Genomic DNA, 19,158 nt, shown 5'->3' with positions numbered 1-19,158 from the left:
GCGGTGTGTCGGTCAGCCGGTGGGGATGACCGAGTGGAACCGCTGCGCTTCAAGGACTGATTGCCGAGGGTGTCGGCGAGGTAAACCTGAGCGAAATCAGAAAATCAGAAACTTTCCCAGTTGTCCACCGCATTGCCGCTGGTGGCGGCCACCGGTGACGGCGCGGGGGCCGGGGTGGCGGCACGCGGGGCCGGTGACGGCGCCGGCCGGGGCGCTGCCGAACGGGGGCTGGCCGGGCGTGGAGCGCCGGTCTGGGCCGGGCTGCTCGGGCGGGGGGCGACGACCGGCGCTGCTGCCGGGCTCATGTCGATGCGGAAGCGCTGCACGGCCGCGTCCAGCCGGGCCGCCTCCTCGCGCAGGCCATCGGCGGCGGCCGCGCTCTCCTCGACCAGCGCGGCGTTGCGCTGCGTCATCTCGTCGAGATGGCTGATCGCATGGTTGACGTGCTGGATACCGCTGTTCTGCTCGGCCGCCGAGGTGGTGATGCGGCCGATCATCTCGGAGACGCGCTGCACCGAGCCGACCAGCTCGTCCATCGCCTGGCCGGCCTCCTCGACCAGACGCGCGCCCTGGTCGACGGTGCCGGTCGAGGCCTGGATCAGTCCCTTGATCTCGCGCGCGGCGGCGGCCGAGCGCTGCGCCAGGTTGCGAACCTCGCTGGCGACGACCGCAAAGCCGCGACCCTGCTCGCCGGCGCGAGCCGCTTCCACCGCGGCGTTCAGCGCCAGGATGTTGGTCTGGAAGGCGATGCCGTCGATCACGCCGATGATGTCGCCGATGCGCCGGCTCGACGAGGAGATCTCCTGCATGTTGCTGACCACCTGACTGACGACCTGGCCGCCGCGCTCGGCCGCCGCCGCGGCCGAGCTGGCCAGGCGGTTGGCCTCTTCGGCCGCCTCGACGCTCTGGTGCACCGTCTGCGTCAGCTCGCCCATCGAGCCGGCGGTGTCCTGCAGACTGCTGGCGGTCTGCTCGGTGCGCTGCGACAGGTCGAGGTTGCCGGCGGCGATCTCGGTGCTGGCGGTCTTCAGGGTGCCGGCGCTGCCGCGCACCTCGCCGACGAGCTGGCGCAGCGAGGCGGTCATGCGCTCGAGGCCACGCATCAGGTCGCCGAGCTCGTCGCCGCGGCGGGTGTCGATCTGTGCGGTCAGATCGCCGCTGGCGATGCGCTCGGTGGTGTCGATCGCCTCGCGGATCGGCTGCAGGATCGAGCGCGACATGCGCCAGGTCGACAGCAGCAGCAGCGCCACCAGGCCCAGCATCAGCCCGGTGACGATCTGCACGACGGTCATGCGCGAGCTGGCCACCGTGGTGGAGAAAGCTTCCACCTGCGCCTTCTGCGTCTGCACGAAGGCCTGCTGGGCGCCGAGGTAGTCGGCGAGGCGGTCGCGCAGGCCCCGCAGGCGCGCCTCGTCGAGGTTCTCGCCGGCCGACTGCGCGGCGGTGAGCTGCTTGCGCAGGTCGATGTAGGCCTTGCGGGTGTCGGCCACCCGGGCCAGTGCGGCCTTCTCGTCGGGCCGCTGCGCTGCCGCCTCGATGCTCTTCTGGATCTCGGTGATGCGCGCCGAAGTGGCCTCCATGTCGGCCTTGACCTTGGCGCCCAGGCTGGTGTCGGTGCTGGACAGCACGGTCATGCCGCGTGCGGCATTGGCCTCGGTCAGCGCGGACCAGCGCGCGGCGCGGTCCAGACGCTCGTTCAGATCGCGCTCGATCTGGCGGCCGGCCTCGATGTTGTCGCGCGTCTGCAGGCTGACGGTCACTGCGACGACGCCGATCACCACGGCCGCCAGGACGGTCGGCAGCCACAGACGGCGGTTGAGGGAAGTCTTCTTCATCGACATCAGATTGCTCATGTGCAGGCCCGGAGGGCGAGGTGGGCCGGACTCGGTGGGATGACCGGGAGACATGCATGGCGTCGGCCCCACGACTCGGCCGCTTTTTGCATGAATCAAGGTCGGTATTCCGGCTGCGGACTGGAGGGCGGGCAGGGCACCAACAAGCGGGTTGACGGGGCTCAATTCCGCCCTTGCCGCTGGCACGGTGCGCCGAGCATCGCCAGTCTGTGCAAGACCCGGAACAAGGAGTCGCTGCCATGCTGTCCTGGCTGATGAAGATCGATGGTCTGATTCCCGTGCGCTACCTGACGCTGGCGGGCTTCGCGTGCGCGGCCCTGCTGGGCGCGCTGGGCTGGTGGCGAGGGCATGGCGCCGGACCGTGGCTGCTGCTGGTCGGCGGCGCCGGCACGCTGCTGGGGGTGCGCGACCTGCGCCAGACGCAGCGCTCGGTGCTGCGCAACTACCCGGTGCTGGGGCACATGCGCTACTGGCTGGAGTTCATCCGGCCCGAGATCCGCCAGTACTTCATCGAGAGCGACAACGAGGCTGCACCCTTCTCGCGCCAGCAGCGTTCGCTGGTCTACCAGCGCGCCAAGGGCGACCCGGACAAGCGCCCCTTCGGCACGCAGGTCGACGTGCACGCCGAGGGCCACGAGTGGATCAACCACTCGCTGGCGCCGACGACGCTGGACTCGCACGACTTCCGGGTGCTGATCGGCGGTCCGAACTGCCTGCAGCCCTACAGCGCCAGCGTCTTCAACATCTCGGCGATGAGCTTCGGCGCGCTCAGCGCCAACGCCATCCTCGCGCTCAACGGCGGCGCGAAGAAGGGCGGCTTCATGCACGACACCGGCGAGGGCTCGATCAGCGCCTACCACCGCAGCCACGGCGGCGATCTGGTCTGGGAGATCGGCTCGGGCTATTTCGGCTGCCGCGACGCGCAGGGCCGCTTCAGCGAGGAGAAGTTCGTCGCCAACGCCACCTCCGCGCAGGTCAAGCTCATCGAGATCAAGCTGTCGCAGGGCGCCAAGCCGGGGCACGGCGGCGTGCTGCCCGGCCCGAAGGTCACGCCCGAGATCGCCGAGACGCGCGGCGTGGCGGTGGGCGAGGATTGCGTGTCGCCGGCCGCGCACACCGAGTTCGGCACGCCGGTCGAGCTGCTGCTGTTCCTGTCGCGGCTGCGCCGGCTCTCGGGCGGCAAGCCGGTGGGCTTCAAGCTGTGCATCGGCCATCCCTGGGAATGGTTCGCGATCTGCAAGGCGATGCTGGAGACCGGCCTGACGCCGGACTTCATCGTCGTCGATGGCGCCGAGGGCGGCACCGGCGCGGCGCCGCTGGAGTTCTCCGACCATGTCGGCGCGCCGCTGCAGGAGGGGCTGCTGCTGGTGCACAACACGCTCGTCGGCCTGAACCTGCGCGACCGCATCCGGCTGGGTGCCTCGGGCAAGATCGTCAGCGCCTTCGACATCGCTCGCGCGATGGCGCTGGGCGCGGACTGGTGCAACTCGGCGCGCGGCTTCATGTTCGCGCTGGGCTGCATCCAGGCCCAGCATTGCCACACCGGCGCCTGTCCGACCGGCGTGGCGACCCAGGATCCGCAGCGCCAGCAGGCGCTGGCCGTGCCCGACAAGATCGAGCGGGTGGCGCGCTACCATCGCAACACGCTGCACGCGCTGCAGGAGCTGGTCCAGGCCGCCGGGCTGCACCATCCGGGCGAGATCACGGCCGCGCACATTGTGCGCCGCGTCGCCAACGACCAGGTGCGGCTGCTGCGCAACCAGCTCTGCTTCCTCGAGCCGGGCGAGCTGCTGGCGGCAGCCCGCGGCGAGGGCGACTGGCCGCACAACGTCTACCGGGTCTACTGGCCGATCGCGCGCGCCGAGAGCTTCCAGCCCGCCGAGACCGAGGGCGCTGCGCCGCGCCGACCGGTCGGCGCGCTGCAGCGCCGGGTCGTGCCGCTGCATCCGGCCGCGGAGAACGCCGGCCGCTGAGCCGCGCCGGCGGCAGGCCTTCAGTCGCTCAGCACGATCACCGCGACGCGGCGGTTCTGCGCCCGGCCGGCCTCGGTCGTGTTGTCGGCGATCGGGCGGCTTGCGCCAAGGCCGCGTGCCTGCAGGCCGGAGGCCGGGAAGCCGCGGGTCTCCATCTCGCGCGTCACCACCTCGGCGCGGCGCAGCGACAGGCGCTGGTTGACCGCCGCGTCGCCGATGCTGTCGGTGTGGCCCTCGACCCTCACCCGAGTCAGGCCGACCTTGACCAGCGAATCGGTCAGCCGGGCCACGGTCTCGACCTCGTCCGGACCCAGGCGGTCGGCGCCGAAGCCGAACAGCACCCGGCTGCCCATGCTCAGCGTCCAGCCCTCGTCGGTCTCGACGAAGCCGAGGTCGCGCATCGTGCGCACCTGCTCGGGGCTGAACTTCGGCGCGGGCGGCGGGGGCGGCGGCGGCGTCGCGCAGCCGCTGGCCAGGGCGGCCAGCGCCAGGCCCAGGATCATCATCCGCCGGCGAGGGGTCCGGGCGGGCAGGGGGAGCGAGGACATCTTCTTTTCTCCTGGAGAGCAGGTCAGGTCGCGGCGCCTTCGTGGCGGCCGCTCAGGGGCCGGCGATGCTGCCGTCCGGCCTGCTTGGCGCGATACATCGCGCGGTCGGCGGTGTCGAGCAGCGCCGGAATCGTGTCGCCGTCCTGCGGGAAGGTCGCGATGCCCGCGCTCAGGCCGCAGCGGAAGCTGCCCGCCTCGCCGAGGTCGAAGGGCCGTTGCATGGCCCGGCCGATCTCGCGCGCGATGCGGCGCGCGTCGTCGACCTGGCGCAGCGGCTGCAGCAGCACCGCGAACTCGTCGCCACCGAGCCGGGCGACCAGATCGTCCTCGCGCACCACCGCACGCAGCCGCTCGCCCATCTGCACCAGCAGCCGGTCGCCGGCGGCATGGCCGGCGGTGTCGTTGACGGCCTTGAAGCCGTCGGCATCCAGATAGAGCACGCCGAAGGTCTGGCCCTGCGGCAGCGACACCTGCAGCGCCTGTTCCAGGCGCTGCTCGAAGCGCGCCCGGTTGGCCAGCCCGGTCAGCGCGTCATGCCAGGCGCGCTGCGACAGGCGGTCGCGGTCCTGCTGCAGATGGCGGTGGTGCTGGTCGATCTCGGCCAGCATCGCGTTGAAGTCCTCGCCCAAGGCATTCAGCTCGGCGATCGGCGCGGCCGGCGCGCGCCGGTCGAAGGCGCGCTCGCAGCGGATCGAGCGGGTCAGCGCCGCCAGCCGGTCGATCGGCTCGACGATCGAGCGCTCGAGCCGGCGTGTCATCAGCGAGGCCACGCCCAGTGTCAGCAGCACGCACAGCAGGCCGGCGCCGCTGCCCCACAGCAGCAGCTGGATGAAGTCGCTGCCCTCGCTGTCGAGCTCGACCTGGGCGATGACGCGGCCGCTGCCGTCGAGCACCGGCGCCTCGGCCCGGCCGGGCATCAGCCGGCGGCCGATCTCGGCCTGCAGCGCCGCCAGTCCGGTCGGCTCCGGTCGCTGCAGCTCGGTCAGCAGCTGGCCGTCGGGCAGCACCACGCGCAGCCGGCCCAGCCGCTCGCGCTGCACGATCGGCCGCAGCACCTCATGAATGGTGTCGAGGTCGCGGAAGACGACCGCCGCCTCGATCGAGTAGCCGGTGGTGCGCGCCAGCAGCTCCAGATGGCGCGCCTGCATCGAGCCCAGCACCGCATGGCCGATCACGCCCAGCAGCAGCCCGAACAGCAGCAGCGTGACCGAGGCCACCTGCCAGTGGCCGCGTCGCAGCATGCCCGCCAGCGTCGGGCGCGCCGTCATGAGCCTCCCCCCTCGGCACGCGGCTGGCCCAGGCGCAGCACCTGCGGATGCACCTTCAGGCCGCTGCGCGCGACGATGTCCAGATTGAGCTCGAGCCGCACGCCCGGTGTGCTGTCGCGCGGCACCAGGCAGAACATGCCCCCGCGCGAGCAGAAGGCCGCGCCCTCGCCGATGGTCACCACCGGCAGGCCGGCCAGCCGGGGCAGCGCCGCCTCGGCACCGGGGCCGCTGCCCAGATAGATCGCGTCGCAGCCCCCGGGCAGCTCGGTCCCGGCGGGCAGCGTGCGCACCGGCAGCAGCCGGCCCGGCGGCACCTCCTCATGCAGCCGGCCCAGATCGGCCGCGTGCAGGCTGGTGTTGCTGACGCACAGCTGCACCGCCCGCGCTCCGCCCGGCCAGCGCACATGGCCGACGATGCCCGCCACCGCGTCGGCCACGCCGAGCACCGGCTGGCCCGGCGCGTGCAGCGGCCAGACCACGCCGATCAGCGCGGCAAGCAGGGAGATCGGCAGGGCCGTCAGACGACGCAAGACAAGTTCCTCTCGAGGCGTTGCCCGGTCAGGGCGGGCGCGGCGGATTCTCGATCTGCAAGAACGCCAGCACACCCGCCGCAAGCCGGTCGCGGAGCCGAAAGCGCGATTTGTTCCGTGAATTATTCACGCGGTACCGCTTTGATCCTAGTGTTCTTGGATGAAGCACGGAAATCGAAAATTTGTGTCAAGCGGTTCAGGCGCGTGAAGTCCGGCGCAGCCAACCCCGGGGGACCGCGGCAGCATTCCGTCATGAATTGAATGGGATGTTTTCCCATTTTTTGATCGGATCCGGCAGCATCGGGCCGCATTCCTTCTTTGTCCCCCCTGGAGAACCGCAACATGTCCCGTCTCACCCCCTGTCTTCCTGTTCGCCTTGCTTCCCGCCGTGCCGTGTGGTCGGTCGGCTCGCTGGTGCTGGCACTCACGCTGGGCGCCTGCGGCGGCAGCAGTGGCGATGACGCCACCAGTGCCACCGTCGCCGTTTCGACCGGCAGCCCGACGGCTGCGGCCGCCTCGGTCACGCTGCAGACCTACATCACCGACAACCTCACCAGCGATTACGCGAAGGTCTGGGTGTCGATCCAGCGCATCGTGGCCACCGCCGCCGACGGCACCGAGGCGGTGCTGCTCGACGCCTCGGCCGAGCCGGTCGTGGTCGATCTGGCCTCGCTGGCCTCGGTGGGCGAGCTGGTGTCGAGCGCCACCGTGCCGGTGGGCGTGTGGACCGGCGTAAAGGTGACGCTCGCGAACGCGGTGCAGCTGGTCTCGCTCGACGGCTTGACCACCACGGACGCGAAGTTCGCCGCCAGCGGCGACACCTTCGACTGGACGGTGCGCGGCGTCACGCTCGACACCGCGACCGCGGCGCAGCTGGTGCTCGACTTCGATCTGGAGCATTTCAGCTACAGCGCCACCACCGGCCTGGTCACGCCGGACGTGAAGGTGCCGACCACGGGCACCGCCTTCGGCAAGTTCGTGCGCCAGCAGGGCCGGGTGCATGGCACGGTCAGCGCGATCGACGCCAGCGCCGGCACGCTGACGATCACCGATGCCCGCCTGGGCAGCGTCGTGGTGACGCTGGCCAGCGATGCGGTCATCACCAACGCCGCCACCGGCGCGACGATGACGCTGGCCGAGGTCACCGCCGGTGCCACGGTGCGGGTCAAGGGCACGGTCACGCCGGGCGCCACCACCGACGACCCGGTCACGGTGACCGCGACGCTGGTGCAGGTCGAGCCGGCTTCGTCGTCGAGCGCGGCCACGACGGTGGCGGTGCGCGGCGCCGGCACAGTGGTGTCGCTGTCGGGCACGACGCTGACGATCGCGCTGACCGAGGCCAGCTTCCTGCCCTCGAGCGCGACGCTGGTGCTCGACCTGGCCTCGGCGCGCTATGCGCACGGCACCGCGGCCGATCTGGTGGCGGGCGCGACGATCCATTTCCGCGGCAAGCTCTCCGGCAGCGGCTCGTCGTCGAGCGTGAGCGCGTCGATGATCGATGTCGAGGGTGCGGCCTCGGCCACCGAGCGTGCGCGTCGAGGCGCCGACAGCACGTCGGCCACGCTCTCCACGCTGTCGGGCACGGTGGGCAGCGTGGCCACCGACGGCACCTTCACCGCGACCACCGCCGCATCGAGCTCGGCGCGCGCCGTGGCGGCAGGCACCTACACCGTCGATCCGAGCGGCGCAGTCTGGCGCGCCGGCAGTGCGAGCTGCCTGGTGGCAGGGGCCAGCGTGCGCGCCAGCGGCACCCTGGCCGACACCACCTTCACCGCCCGCACGATCGAGGTGCCGGGCTGCAGCGGCACGACCAGCCGCTCGGCGGCGGGTCGCCGGCACTGAGGCCCCGACGAATCAGGTCCAATCGCGGGATGACGACGCCCTCTCTCGCCGATTCCTCCCGCCCGGCCCCGCCGGACACCGACGCCCGCCTGACCGCGCTGGAGATCAAGGCCAGCTACGCCGACGACCTGCTCGACCACCTCAACGGCGTGGTCGCGCGCCAGCAGCAGCAGATCGACCTGCTGGTGCGCGAGGTGGCGCGGCTCAACCGCCAGCTCGGCGAGCAGGCTGCCGCCTCGGGTGGGGCGGGGGCGCGTGATCCCCGCGACGAGATCCCGCCGCACTGGTGAGGCGGCGGCCGTGCGCCGCTGCCGGCCTCACTCGATGCCGACGACCTTGTGCATCTGCACGCCCAGGCGCCATTGCGGGTGGGCCATGCAGTAGTCGGTCGCGGCGCGGGTGTTCGCCAGCCGCGCCAGGCCGTCCATCGGCTGCAGGAAGAAGTGATCGAAGGCCAGGCCGGCGAAGCGCTCGGGCCGGGCCAGCGGCTGCGGATAGACGAGTTTCAGCTCGTCGCCGGCGGTCAGCATCAGCGGCGCGTCCGCCTTGGGGCTGACGCAGATCCAGTCCAGGCCCGCGGGCGCGGGCTGCGTGCCGTTGGTCTCGACCGCGACCTCGAAGCCGCGGGCGTGCAGCGCCTCGATCAGTGCCTCGTCGAGCTGCAGCAGCGGCTCGCCGCCGGTGCACACCACGTAGGGCCGTCCGCCCGCGCCTGCCGGCCAGCGCGCCGCCACCGCGTCGGCCAGCGCCGCCGCATCGGCGAACTTGCCGCCGTTCTGGCCGTCGGTGCCGACGAAGTCGGTGTCGCAGAAGCTGCAGACGGCCGCGGCGCGGTCGCTCTCGCGCCCGCTCCAGAGGTTGCAGCCGGCGAAGCGGCAGAACACCGCCGCGCGGCCGGCCTGCGCGCCTTCGCCCTGCAGCGTGTAGAAGATTTCCTTGACGGCGTAGCTCATCAGACGGGCACCAGTTCGTCGGCGCGCGCGCTGGCCAGCACGATGGCGCCATTGCCGCGGGTCTCGTAGACATCGATGCGGTCGAGCTGCGGCAGCACCGCTCGGCCCTCGGCCAGCACCCAGCGCGCCAGCGAGAGCGCGTCGCCGTCGTCGATGGCGGTGTTCTCGAACAGCGGACGGTGGTCGATGGCCTTGAAGACCGGATCGAACAGCGTCTTCACGTCGCCGAAGTCGACCGTCCAGCCCATCACCGCGTCCAGCGGCGCGTTCAGGTGCAGCCGCAGCGCCCAGGTGTAGCCGTGGATGCCGCGCAGCGGGCTGCCCTCGGGCGCGTGCTTCAGCCGGATCGCGCTGTCGAAGGTCATCTCCTTCCAGATGCGGTAGTTCTGGCCGTCGAAGTTGGCGCCGCAGGAACCTGTCTCGTAGACGGTGACCCAGGACAGCTCGGGCAGCAGGGGTTTCAGGCGCCGCCACAGCCAGGCCGAGATCACCTCGCTGGTCGGGTTCTCCAGGCCGGCGATCTCGTTCAGGCACTGGTAGTTCAGCTCGAAGTGCAGCGGCGCCCAGATGTCGTCGATGCGGTCGTAGTCGAGGCCGTAGGCGCGCTCGCCGATGTCCTGGTCGGCGTGCAGGATCACCTCGAAGCCGTGGCCGTGCATGCGGCCGCACTTGTGGCCGGCCGGCACGTTGGGCAGGCGGTGCGCGGCCTGGAAGCGGTAGCGCCGCCACAGGTGGGCGTGGCCGGCGCGGTCGAGGTCGACGCCGGTGTGCGCGGTGCTCTGCACGCCGACCTGCTCGATGCCGGGCACGCCGAACTCGGCCTCCAGGCGGCGGCGGATCCAGCGCGCGATGTTCTCGTCGGTCGGCGCGCCCAGGCCCTCGACCGCGTTGAGCAGCGCGTAGTCGAGCGGCGCGCAGCAGGCCTCCATGCGGCGCTGCAGCTCGGCGACCTCGCCGCCGGCAAACGGCGCCCAGCCCGCGGGCAGCTCGGCGCGCACCGTGGCGAAGAAGCTGTGACCGTGCAGCCGGCGCGAGCGGTGGCCCTCGGGCAGCAGATCGACATGCAGCGCGGCCTCGAAGCCGGCCGAGGCAGAGTGGAAGGAGCGTGGGGACATGGGGCGGAACGGCAATGCAGGGCGTGATTGTCGCCGTCCGGGCCGACCTTGGCGACAGCCGGGGCGCCTTGGCGCGGCTACACTCGCCTCCCGGTGCCGTTCCGTGGTCTGAATCTGCAAGAAGCCTGCAGAAGCCGACACGAGCGCTGCACCTGCGTTCTCAGGGCGGGGTGGAAGTCCCCACCGGCGGTAAGCGGTCGACGCGGTCCTTCGTGACAGCCTGGCCGCAAGCCCGCGAGCGCCCGGCCACCGTCACGGCGGCCGGGGTCAGCAGATCCGGTGCGATTCCGGGGCCGACGGTCACAGTCCGGATGAAAGAGAACCGCGCCCGGCGCCGCTGCCTTGACCGCAGCGGTGCCGGCGCGTTCCTGCGCCCTGATTCTGGCCTCCGTGTCCCGGGCCGCGAGCCCGCTTCGCTCACCATGAATCAGTCCACTGCTTCCCTCGCTTCTTCTTCTGCCGTTGCCGTTGCCGCTGCCGCTGCCGGCGTGCGCCGCGTCGCGGCCATCAGCGCCTCCTGGCACACCGACATCGTCCACCAGGCGCGCGACGCCTTCGTCGCCGAGCTGGGCCGCAGCGGCGTCGCCGCCGACGCGGTCGAGCACTTCGACGTGCCCGGCGCCTTCGAGATCCCGCTGCTGGCGCGCCGCCTGGCCGAGTCCGGCCGCTATGACGCCATCGTCGCCTTCGGCCTGGTGGTCGACGGCGGCGTCTACCGCCACGACTTCGTCGCCACCGCGGTGATCGACGGCCTGATGCGCGTGCAGCTCGACAGCAGCGTGCCGGTGCTGTCGGCGGTGCTGACGCCGCACCAGTTCCACGAGCACGCCACCCACCGCGAGTGGTTCACCGCCCACTTCGTCATCAAGGGCCAGGAAGCCGCGCGCGCGGCGCTGCAGACCATCGCGCTGCACCAGCGGGTGTCGACGCTGACGGCGCGCTGAGGCTCGGCTCGCCTTACTTCGCGTCGACCAGCGCGCCGATGTCGAGCAGCGTCAGCTCGTTGTCGTCCGGCTGGCCCAGGCGGCGGCCCGACGAGAACGGGAAGTTGTTGTCGTTGACGACGACGATGTGGCTCGCGTCGACCACCGTCAGCCCTTCGGGGCCCAGGTGCGGCAGCACGAACACCTCCTCGTTCGGGCCGGCATGGGCCTGGCGCTTCGGGTTGGCGATCTTCGTCAGGTCGATGAAGGCGATCTTCTTCACGAAGCCGTCTGCGTCCGCCTGGGCCAGGTCGATCTTGTAGATGCGCTTGAACTTCGCCGGCCGCGTGAAGCAGTCGGTGCGCGGCGCGTCCGGGCAGCCCGGGCCGGCGCCCTCGGTCGCATCGTCGCGCTCGATCACCAGACCGGTCGTGGCGTCGAGCAGCTGGAAGTCGGCTGCGACGTTGCCGGCGGCCTCGAAGCGGTATTTCCACTGCCGGCCGGTGTAGTGCCGGCTGGCGACGTCGAGTTCGAGAATGCGCGTGTACGGCCGGCCCTCGTGGCTTTCGGGCGCCCTCGCGGCGGCGTCCCACAGCGGCCACTCGAACATCGGGTAGAGCAGGCGGCCGTCCGGCGACTTCGCCATCGGCTCGAAGCCGCCCGAGCGACGCACCTCCCAGCCGCCGGCCTCGCCGGGGTAGTTCGGCAGACGGCCCTGCAGGTAGTGGTCCGGGCTGCGGTAGGTCCGGTCGCCGACCTGCGTCTCGATCAGGCCGAGTGCGCGCCCCTGCGCGTCGAAGCGGATCACGTAGGGGCCGAACTCGTCGCCGATCCACCACTCGTCGCCGACCTGCTGCAGCGACTCGATGTCGAGGTCGGCGCCGGTCAGGTAGCGCTCGCGGGTGGCCTCGTTCTGGATCGCGAAGGGAATGCGCCGCTGCGGATCGCGCAGGAAGGTGGTGTGCTCGCGCTGCACCCGGCCGCTCGCCCAGTCGACCTTCAGGCGATGCACCATCAGCAGCGCGTCCTGCGAATTGATCTTGCTGCCGAAGCCGTTGTCGCTCATCGCCAGGAAGCGGTCGCCACCCAGCGAGACGATGGCCGAGAAGCCCTGCACCGACTGGCCGCGCACCGGCAGCGCACCGCCGGATGCGCGCGGATGTTTCGGGTCGCCGACGAAGGTGTTGGCGGGGATGGCGCCGATCGTCTCGGTGCGCAGCCGGCTCGGCGCGGTGAACTTGCCGGCCGTGGCGAAGAAGGCGCCGGCGTCGCGCGGTGCGGCGACCGTGGTGTCGTGCGGCAGCAGCGCGTGACCGGCCAGCACGGCAGTCACTTCGGTCTGGGCCTGCGCGGCCAGGGTGGCAGCGCCCAGGCAGGCGAGGGCGACGAGGCGGGACAGCAGGGACATCGGCGCATCCGGTGAGGCGGTGGGGATGCGCCGGATGCTAGGCCGCGGGCGTGAAAGGGGCGTGACCGGCCACGCGGGCACGCCAGCCGGCGCTTCAGCCCCGGCCTGCGGCCTCGAGTGCGGCCCACTTCGCCCGCACCTTCGCCAGATTCGCCGCCTTGACATGCCCGAAGCCGCGGATCTCCAGCGGCAGCCGGGCGATCTCGACTGCGTCGGCCAGGCGCTCCTTCGAGAGCCGCGCCAGCAGTGCCTCGACGCTGGCGCGGTAGTCCTGGATCAGCGCGCGCTCGGTGCGGCGCTCCTCGGTGCGGCCGAAGGGGTCGAAGGCGGTGCCGCGCAGGAACTTCAGCCGCGCCAGCCACGGCAGCGCGCGGTGCATCCACGGCCCGAAGGCCTGCTTGAGTGGCCGGCCCTGCGCGTCGGTCCGGCCCAGGATCGGCGGCGCGAAGTGGTGCACCAGCTTCACCTCGCCGTCGAACATCTCGCCGATCTTCGCGGCGAAGGCGCCGTCGGCATGCAGCCGCGCGACCTCGTACTCGTCCTTGTAGGCCATCAGCTTGAACAGGCCCTGCGCGACCGCCTCGGTCAGCCGGGTGCTGGAGAGCGGTGCCTCGGCCTCGCGCACCCGCGCGACGAAGGCGCGGTACTGCTCGGCGTAGGCGGCGTTCTGGTAGGCGACGAGAAATTCGGTGCGGCGCGCGATCGTCTCGTCGAGCGAGGGCCGGCGCACGATCTGGATCACCTTCTGCGCCGCGAACAGGCTGCGCACGCCCGACAGATCATGCGCGCAGCGCCGTCCCCACTCGAAGGCGGCCTGGTTGGCGGCGACCTGCACGCCGTTGAGCTCCATCGCGCGCAGGATCGCCGCGCGGCCCAGCGGGATGCGGCCGTGCTGCCAGGCGTAGCCCAGCAGCAGCGGGTTGGCGTAGATCGAGTCCCCGAGCAGCTCGGTGGCGGCCTGCTCGGCGTCGAAGGCGCCCAGCCCTTGAGCGCCGACCGCCGTCTCCAGCGCCGTGTCGCAGCCGACTTGCGGGAACTGCCAGTCCGGGTTGCGCACCAGGCTGGCGGTCGGCGCGCCGTGGCGGTTCAGCGCCACCCAGGTGCGCCCGGGCTGCATCGTCGCCAGCGTCGGGCGCTGCGCCGCCACCAGCGGATCGCAGGCGATGACCAGATCGGCCTGCGCGGTGTCGACCTTGGTGGTGAAGAGGGCCTCGGGCCGGTTGGCGATCTGGATGTGGCTCCAGGTCGCGCCGCCCTTCTGCGCCAGGCCGGCGGCGTCCTGCGTCACCACGCCCTTGCCCTCCAGGTGCGCCGCCATGCCCAGGATCTGGCCGATGGTGATGACGCCGGTGCCGCCGACGCCGGCCACGACGATGCCCCAGGCGCTCTCGGCCACCGGCAGCACCGGCTCGGGCAGCGGCGGCAGCGCGGCCAGGTCGCCCTTCTTCTGGCGCTGCGGCTTCTTCAGCTGCCCGCCCTCGACGGTGACGAAGCTCGGGCAGAAGCCCTTCACGCAGGAGAAGTCCTTGTTGCACGAGTTCTGGTTGATGCGGCGCTTGCGGCCGAACTCGGTCTCGACCGGCTCGACGCTCAGGCAGTTGCTCTGCACCGAGCAGTCGCCGCAGCCCTCGCAGACCGCCTCGTTGATGACGACGCGCCGGGCCGGATCGGCCATCGTGCCGCGCTTCCTGCGCCGGCGCTTCTCGGTCGCGCAGGTCTGGTCGTAGATGATCGCGGTCGTGCCCTTGAGCTCGCGGAACTGGCGCTGGATCGTGTCGAGCTCGTCGCGGTGGTGCACCGTCACGCCGGGCGAGAGCGCCACGCCGGCGTACTTGGCCGGATCGTCCGAGACGATGACCAGCTTCGCCACGCCCTCGGCCACCAGCGTCTGCATGATCTGCGGCACCGAATGGCCTTCCGGGCGCTCGCCCACGCGCTGGCCGCCGGTCATCGCCACCGCGTCGTTGTAGAGGATCTTGTAGGTGATGTTGACGCCCGAGGCGATCGACTGGCGGATCGCCAGCAGGCCGCTGTGGAAGTAGGTGCCGTCGCCGAGGTTGGCGAAGACATGCGCGTCGGTGGTGAAGGGCGCCTGGCCGACCCAGGCCACGCCCTCGCCGCCCATCTGGCTGAAGGTGACGGTGTCGCGGTCCATCCAGGTCGCCATGTAGTGGCAGCCGATGCCCGCCAGCGCGCGCGAGCCCTCCGGCACCCGGGTGCTGGTGTTGTGCGGGCAGCCCGAGCAGAACCAGGGCGTGCGCTCGCCCACCGGCGCCTTGGCCTGGGCGGCCAGTGCCTGCTCGCGGGCGTCGATGACACGCAGCCGCTCGTCCATGCGCGCGGCCACCTCCGCCGGCACGCCCAGGCGCTTGAGCCGCCGGGCCACCGCGCGGGCGATGATCGACGGCGTCAGGTCCGCCTTGGCGCGCAGCAGCCAGTTCTGGCTCGGGTTGGGCATCGACCACTCGCCGCCGCTCTGGTCGCCGTCGGGCTCGTCGAACTTGCCCAGCACGTTCGGGCGCACGTCGGCGCGCCAGTTGTACAGCTCCTCTTTCAGCTGGTACTCGATCATCTGGCGCTTTTCCTCGACGACGAGGATCTCCTGCAGCCCCTCGGCGAAGCGGCGGGTGATGCTCGCCTCCAGCGGCCAGACCACGCCGACCTTGTGCACCCGCACGCCGATGGCGCGGCAGGTGGCGTCGTCCAGGCCGAGGTCGTGCAGCGCCTGGCGCAGGTCGTTGTAGGCCTTGCCGCTGGCGATCAGGCCGAAGCGGTCGTTCGGCCCCTCGACGACGTTGTGGTTGAGCCGGTTGGCGCGGATGTAGGCCAGCGCGGCATACCACTTGTGGTCCATCAGCCGCGCTTCCTGCTCCAGCGGCGCGTCCGGCCAGCGGATGTGCAGACCGCCGGGCGGCATCAGGAAGTCCTCGGGCAGCACGATGTCCACCCGGTCCGGATCGACGCTGACCGAGGACGAGGACTCCACCACCTCCTGGATCGTCTTCATGCCCGACCAGACGCCGGCATAGCGGCTCAGCGCGATCGCGTGCAGGCCGTGGTCGAGGATCTCCTGCACGGTGCTCGGGAAGAACACCGGCATGCCGCAGGCCTTGAAGACATGGTCGCTCTGGTGCGCGGCGGTGCTGCTCTTGGCGATGTGGTCGTCGCCGGCGATGGCCAGCACGCCGCCGTGGCGCGCGGTGCCGGCCATGTTGGCGTGCTTGAAGACATCGATGCAGCGGTCCACGCCGGGCCCCTTGCCGTACCAGATGCCGAAGACGCCGTCGTGCTTCTTCGTCTGCGGGAACAGGTCGAGCTGCTGCGTGCCCCAGACCGCGGTGGCGGCCAGCTCCTCGTTGACGCCGGGCTGGAAGACGATGCGGTGCTCAGCCAGATGCTGCTTCGCCGCCCACAGCGACTGGTCGTAGGTGCCGAGCGGCGAGCCGCGATAGCCGCTGATGAAGCCGGCGGTGTCCAGGCCGGCGGCGCGGTCGCGCTGGCGCTGCAGCATCGGCAGCCGCACCAGCGCCTGCACGCCGCTCATGAAGGCGCGGCCGCGGTCCAGGGTGTACTTGTCGTCGAGCGTGATGTGCTCGAGGGCGCGGCGCACGGCGTCGGGCAGCGGGGCGTTCATCAGGCGGTCTCCATCTCGTGAATGGGGGCGCGCGCGGCAGGGTGGGCCGGTCGGCGCCGATGCCGCCAGTCTAGGAGCCCTGTCCCGAGAGGTGTTTTCTTTCGATGGCGCTTGTCCGCTAATCTGAGCAACATTCATCCTCGGAAAAGATCATGAGCGAAAGAGAATTTCAGGAAAACGCGATTTCAGGGATAACCCGCACGCCAGCGGGCACCGATCTGGACCGCTACGACATCGCGATCCTGGGCGAGCTGCAGCGTGACGGCCGGCTGTCGAACGCCGAGCTGGCCAGCCGCATCGGCCTGTCGGCGGCTCCCACTTGGCGCCGCGTGAAGCGTCTGGAGGAGGAGGGCTACATCACCGGCTATCGTGCGGAAATCGACAGAAGGCGAATTGGCTTGGGCGTCTTTGCATTCGTTCGCATCGACGCAGAACGAAACAACGCCGCAGCAACACAGGCTCTCGAGGATGGGATCCGCGCCCTGCCCGAGGTCGTCGCCTGCCACTACATCAGCGGCACCGGCACCTTCGAGCTGCAGGTGGTCACCACCGATCTGGATGCGTACTCGCGATGGGCCCGGGACACACTCTTCAAGCTGCCGAACGTCAAGGACATGCACACCAGCTTCTCGCTCGGCGAGGTCAAGCCGGCGGGCTCGGTCTGGCCGCTCACGCATTTGCCGCTCACGCACTTGCGTGGCCGGACCTGAGGGATGGGCAGCGGGGCGGGAATCGTTCAATATTCACGAAGGTAACACTGTGTTTCCATTTTTTCGTGCATTCATTCTCATCCCGCGCTGTTGCCTTGCTGCTGGGCCCGCCAGGCCAGCAGCGCTGGCGCATCACCCAGAGCCTGATCGGCCTGGGGGGCTATCTGGCGCTGGTGCTGCTGCTGTGGCTGGTCAGCCGGGGTGAGGCCGCGCTGCTGGACCGCGCCCGCGTGCTGCCGCCGATGCTGGCGATGGGCCTGGCCGGCCTGCTGGGCTACGCGCTGATGCGCAGCGGCGTCAACCGCCGGCTGGCGCTGCGCTGCGGCTGCGAGCCCTCGCTGACGCTGCCGCAGACGCTCGTGGGCGTGCTGCTGACCACTTGGCTCTACACGGTGACCGGTCAGGCGCGCGGGGCGGTGCTGGCGTTGCTGGCGGTGGTGGTGATGTTCTCGATGTTCGCGCTGCAGCGCCGGCAGGCCCTGGTGCTGGCCGGCGTCGCGCTGGTGATGCTGGCTGCCGTGATGCGGGCGATGACGCTGGCCGATCCATTTCGCTACCGCGCCGAGGTCGAGGCGGTCCATCTGGGCGTGACCGCGCTGGTGCTGATCGGCGTGACGCTGCTGTCGCTGCGCATGGCGCGGCTGCGCCAGCGCCTGCGCGACCAGCGCACCGCGCTGGCCCGTGCGCTCGAGAAGCTCAGCGAGATCGCCACTCGCGATGAGCTGACCGGGCTGCCCAACCGCCGTGCGATGGGCGAGCTGCTGCTGACCGAGACCGCGCGCCATGCGCGGCTGAAGGCGCCGCTGTCGCTGGCGCTGATCGACATCGATCATTTCAAGCAGATCAACGACCGCCTGGGGCACGCGGCCGGCGACGCGGTGCTGCGCGGCTTTGCGCAGCGCATCGAGGCCGAGCTGCGCGGCGCCGACGTGATGGCGCGCTGGGGTGGCGAGGAGTTCCTGCTGCTGCTGCCCGGCACCGGTGCCGAGCCGGCGCTGCAGGCGGTCGAGCGCCTGCGCGAGAGCCTGCGCCAGCAGCCCTTCGACCGGGTCGAGCCGGGCCTGCGCATCACCTTCTCGGCCGGGGTCGGCAGCTGCCTGGGGCAGGGCGACATCGACAGCGCGATCGAGCGCGCCGACCGGGCGCTCTACCGCGCCAAGGCCGCCGGGCGCGACCGCTCCGAGCTGGCCTGATCCGGTCAAGTCGACCATGCCGGCGTCGATAGGCCGGCATGGCCAAGCCGTTTCACGCCTCATCTCCCTGCAAGCAGCCGGTTGCGGACAGGCTGCATCCGATGGTGCATCTGCTCGTGTGCCTCGTGCTGGGACCGGCCGGGCGGCAGCGGGTTCGGGTGTCGCAGACCCTGCTCTCGCTCGGGGTCTTCCTGCTGTTCGCGCTGATCCTGCAGATGGCGGTGCTGCTCGGACTGGCTGAGGCGGATCGGGCCTTCACGCTGACCGCCTTCAGCCTGTCGACCGCAGGCGGCCTCTATCTCTTGATCCGCAGCGGCTGGAACGAGGTGCTGCACCCGCCTGAGCCCTCGCTGACCCTGGTGCAGATGAGCTGCGCGATCACCGAGGTCTGCTGGGCCTACGCGGTGCTGGGCGAGGCCCGCGGCGTGGTGGTGGTGATGCTGATCGTGGTGCTGACCTTCGGCATGTTCGTGCTGCGCCCGGGCCAGGCGCGGGCGATGGCCCTGCTGGCCGGCCTGGAGCTGGCGGTGGTGATGGTGCTGTGCAACCGCTTCGATCCGCAGCGCCATCCGTCCGAGGTCGAGATCATTCATGCCGGCATCGCGGTGCTGGCGCTGGGTGCGGTGGCCATCCTGACGATCCGCTTCGGCCAGCTGCGCCGGCGTCTGTCCGATCAGCGCGAGGAGCTGCGTCAGGCGCTGGCCAGAATCCACGAGATGGCCACACGCGACGAGCTGACCGGCCTGCCCAACCGGCGCACGCTGCGCGAGCGCCTCGGGCAGTTCGGCGCCGAACCGGTGCCGCTGTCGGTCGCGCTGATCGACATCGATCACTTCAAGCGCATCAACGACGAGCACGGCCACCCGATCGGGGATCAGGCCCTGTGCCATTTCGCCCGGCTGGCCGAGGACGAGCTGCGCGGCAGCACCGACATCGTCGGCCGGTGGGGCGGCGAGGAATTTCTGCTGCTGCTGCCGGAAACCCGTCCGGAGCAGGCGCAGGCCTGCGTGGACCGGCTGCGCCGGCGGCTGATGCGGCATCCGCTGCCGGGCGTCTCGCCGGTGCTGGTGATGAGCTTCTCGGCCGGCATCGGCGAGTGCCACGGCGCCGAGGATATCGACGCCGTCATCGAGCGCGCCGATCAGGCGATGTACCGCGCCAAGCAGGCCGGGCGCGGGTGCACCGCGCTGGGCTGATGCGGGTTCAGC

At 71.1% G+C, this 19,158-nt stretch carries 15 protein-coding genes and 1 riboswitch; of the genes, 7 read left to right on the top strand and 8 right to left on the bottom strand.

The window, feature by feature from the left end:
* Nucleotides 1–104: 104 nt before the first annotated feature.
* Entirely contained in the window at nt 105–1,835 is a 1,731-nt protein-coding gene (locus tag BW996_RS02110; RefSeq protein ID WP_037477311.1) for a methyl-accepting chemotaxis protein, read from the bottom strand.
* A gap of 257 nt (nt 1,836–2,092) precedes the next feature.
* Here BW996_RS02110 and BW996_RS02105 point away from each other — a divergent pair, with 257 nt between their 5' ends.
* The gene (locus BW996_RS02105; protein WP_081837891.1) at nt 2,093–3,826 is read left to right on the top strand and encodes an FMN-binding glutamate synthase family protein; all 1,734 of its coding nucleotides are present in this window, start codon (nt 2,093–2,095) and stop codon (nt 3,824–3,826) included.
* Between the two features lie 20 nt (nt 3,827–3,846).
* On the opposite strand, the gene yfiB is transcribed toward BW996_RS02105, so the two are convergent.
* From yfiB to yfiR, 3 genes are read right to left on the bottom strand one after another with little or no spacing between them, the layout of a single operon-like run.
* Nucleotides 3,847–4,374, bottom strand: coding sequence for an outer membrane lipoprotein YfiB (yfiB, locus tag BW996_RS02100; RefSeq protein ID WP_051631410.1), 528 nt, complete (start codon nt 4,372–4,374; stop codon nt 3,847–3,849).
* A 23-nt stretch (nt 4,375–4,397) separates the two neighbouring features.
* Nucleotides 4,398–5,642 (bottom strand): diguanylate cyclase DgcN/YfiN, encoded by a 1,245-nt coding sequence (gene dgcN, locus BW996_RS02095; protein ID WP_051631409.1) that lies wholly within the window; start codon nt 5,640–5,642, stop codon nt 4,398–4,400.
* Nucleotides 5,639–6,172: a regulatory sequestration protein YfiR gene (gene yfiR, locus BW996_RS02090; RefSeq protein ID WP_051631408.1), complete on the bottom strand. Its 534-nt coding sequence runs from the start codon at nt 6,170–6,172 to the stop codon at nt 5,639–5,641. The genes dgcN and yfiR overlap by 4 nt, the downstream gene beginning before the upstream one ends.
* Before the next feature lie 342 nt (nt 6,173–6,514).
* Here yfiR and BW996_RS02085 point away from each other — a divergent pair, with 342 nt between their 5' ends.
* Nucleotides 6,515–8,014 (top strand): DUF4382 domain-containing protein, encoded by a 1,500-nt coding sequence (locus BW996_RS02085; protein WP_081837889.1) that lies wholly within the window; start codon nt 6,515–6,517, stop codon nt 8,012–8,014.
* A gap of 29 nt (nt 8,015–8,043) precedes the next feature.
* A complete protein-coding gene (locus tag BW996_RS02080; protein WP_076458528.1) occupies nt 8,044–8,304 on the top strand; it encodes a SlyX family protein in 261 nt (86 codons plus the stop codon).
* A 27-nt stretch (nt 8,305–8,331) separates the two neighbouring features.
* Here BW996_RS02080 and queE read toward each other — a convergent pair whose 3' ends face one another.
* Nucleotides 8,332–8,967, bottom strand: coding sequence for a 7-carboxy-7-deazaguanine synthase (queE, locus tag BW996_RS02075; RefSeq protein WP_076458525.1), 636 nt, complete (start codon nt 8,965–8,967; stop codon nt 8,332–8,334).
* Entirely contained in the window at nt 8,967–10,082 is a 1,116-nt protein-coding gene (locus BW996_RS02070) for a 6-carboxytetrahydropterin synthase (protein WP_037482484.1), read from the bottom strand. Before BW996_RS02070 ends, queE begins: the two co-directional genes overlap by 1 nt.
* 152 nt (nt 10,083–10,234) lie before the next feature.
* A riboswitch (FMN riboswitch) is annotated at nt 10,235–10,409 on the top strand.
* Nucleotides 10,410–10,504: 95 nt separating this feature from the next.
* On the opposite strand from BW996_RS02070, the gene BW996_RS02065 reads away from it, so the two are divergent.
* Nucleotides 10,505–11,026 carry a 6,7-dimethyl-8-ribityllumazine synthase gene (locus BW996_RS02065; RefSeq protein WP_037482486.1) on the top strand — a complete coding sequence of 174 codons (522 nt, stop codon included), beginning with the start codon at nt 10,505–10,507 and terminating at the stop codon, nt 11,024–11,026.
* A gap of 13 nt (nt 11,027–11,039) precedes the next feature.
* Here the strand turns inward: BW996_RS02065 and BW996_RS02060 are convergent, their stop codons facing one another.
* Together BW996_RS02060 and BW996_RS02055 are read right to left on the bottom strand one after the other, a co-directional pair.
* The gene (locus BW996_RS02060; RefSeq protein WP_037482488.1) at nt 11,040–12,413 is read right to left on the bottom strand and encodes an esterase-like activity of phytase family protein; all 1,374 of its coding nucleotides are present in this window, start codon (nt 12,411–12,413) and stop codon (nt 11,040–11,042) included.
* A gap of 94 nt (nt 12,414–12,507) precedes the next feature.
* Entirely contained in the window at nt 12,508–16,047 is a 3,540-nt protein-coding gene (locus tag BW996_RS02055) for an indolepyruvate ferredoxin oxidoreductase family protein (protein ID WP_037482489.1), read from the bottom strand.
* Nucleotides 16,048–16,199: 152 nt separating this feature from the next.
* Between BW996_RS02055 and BW996_RS02050 the strand changes: the two genes are divergently transcribed.
* From BW996_RS02050 to BW996_RS02040, 3 genes are all read left to right on the top strand, one after another.
* Entirely contained in the window at nt 16,200–16,757 is a 558-nt protein-coding gene (locus BW996_RS02050) for an Lrp/AsnC family transcriptional regulator (RefSeq protein ID WP_037482492.1), read from the top strand.
* 95 nt (nt 16,758–16,852) lie between these two features.
* A complete protein-coding gene (locus BW996_RS02045) occupies nt 16,853–17,950 on the top strand; it encodes a GGDEF domain-containing protein (protein ID WP_051631980.1) in 1,098 nt (365 codons plus the stop codon).
* Between the two features lie 101 nt (nt 17,951–18,051).
* Entirely contained in the window at nt 18,052–19,146 is a 1,095-nt protein-coding gene (locus BW996_RS02040; RefSeq protein WP_051631981.1) for a GGDEF domain-containing protein, read from the top strand.
* Nucleotides 19,147–19,158: the final 12 nt, after the last annotated feature.

Source organism: Sphaerotilus natans, assembly GCF_900156335.1.
Lineage (GTDB): Bacteria > Pseudomonadota > Gammaproteobacteria > Burkholderiales > Burkholderiaceae_C > Sphaerotilus > Sphaerotilus natans.
This window is presented reverse-complemented; position numbering and strand designations above follow the sequence as displayed.

Coding starts and splice junctions, on each gene's coding strand:
- BW996_RS02065 (WP_037482486.1), top strand. CDS start 10,505: ATGAATCAGTCCACTGCTTCCCTCGCTTCTTCTTCTGCCGTTGCCGTT.
- dgcN (WP_051631409.1), bottom strand. CDS start 5,642: ATGACGGCGCGCCCGACGCTGGCGGGCATGCTGCGACGCGGCCACTGG.
- BW996_RS02085 (WP_081837889.1), top strand. CDS start 6,515: ATGTCCCGTCTCACCCCCTGTCTTCCTGTTCGCCTTGCTTCCCGCCGT.
- yfiB (WP_051631410.1), bottom strand. CDS start 4,374: ATGTCCTCGCTCCCCCTGCCCGCCCGGACCCCTCGCCGGCGGATGATG.
- BW996_RS02060 (WP_037482488.1), bottom strand. CDS start 12,413: ATGTCCCTGCTGTCCCGCCTCGTCGCCCTCGCCTGCCTGGGCGCTGCC.
- BW996_RS02055 (WP_037482489.1), bottom strand. CDS start 16,047: ATGAACGCCCCGCTGCCCGACGCCGTGCGCCGCGCCCTCGAGCACATC.
- BW996_RS02080 (WP_076458528.1), top strand. CDS start 8,044: ATGACGACGCCCTCTCTCGCCGATTCCTCCCGCCCGGCCCCGCCGGAC.
- BW996_RS02110 (WP_037477311.1), bottom strand. CDS start 1,835: ATGAAGAAGACTTCCCTCAACCGCCGTCTGTGGCTGCCGACCGTCCTG.
- BW996_RS02040 (WP_051631981.1), top strand. CDS start 18,052: ATGGTGCATCTGCTCGTGTGCCTCGTGCTGGGACCGGCCGGGCGGCAG.
- BW996_RS02105 (WP_081837891.1), top strand. CDS start 2,093: ATGCTGTCCTGGCTGATGAAGATCGATGGTCTGATTCCCGTGCGCTAC.
- BW996_RS02070 (WP_037482484.1), bottom strand. CDS start 10,082: ATGTCCCCACGCTCCTTCCACTCTGCCTCGGCCGGCTTCGAGGCCGCG.
- BW996_RS02050 (WP_037482492.1), top strand. CDS start 16,200: ATGAGCGAAAGAGAATTTCAGGAAAACGCGATTTCAGGGATAACCCGC.
- queE (WP_076458525.1), bottom strand. CDS start 8,967: ATGAGCTACGCCGTCAAGGAAATCTTCTACACGCTGCAGGGCGAAGGC.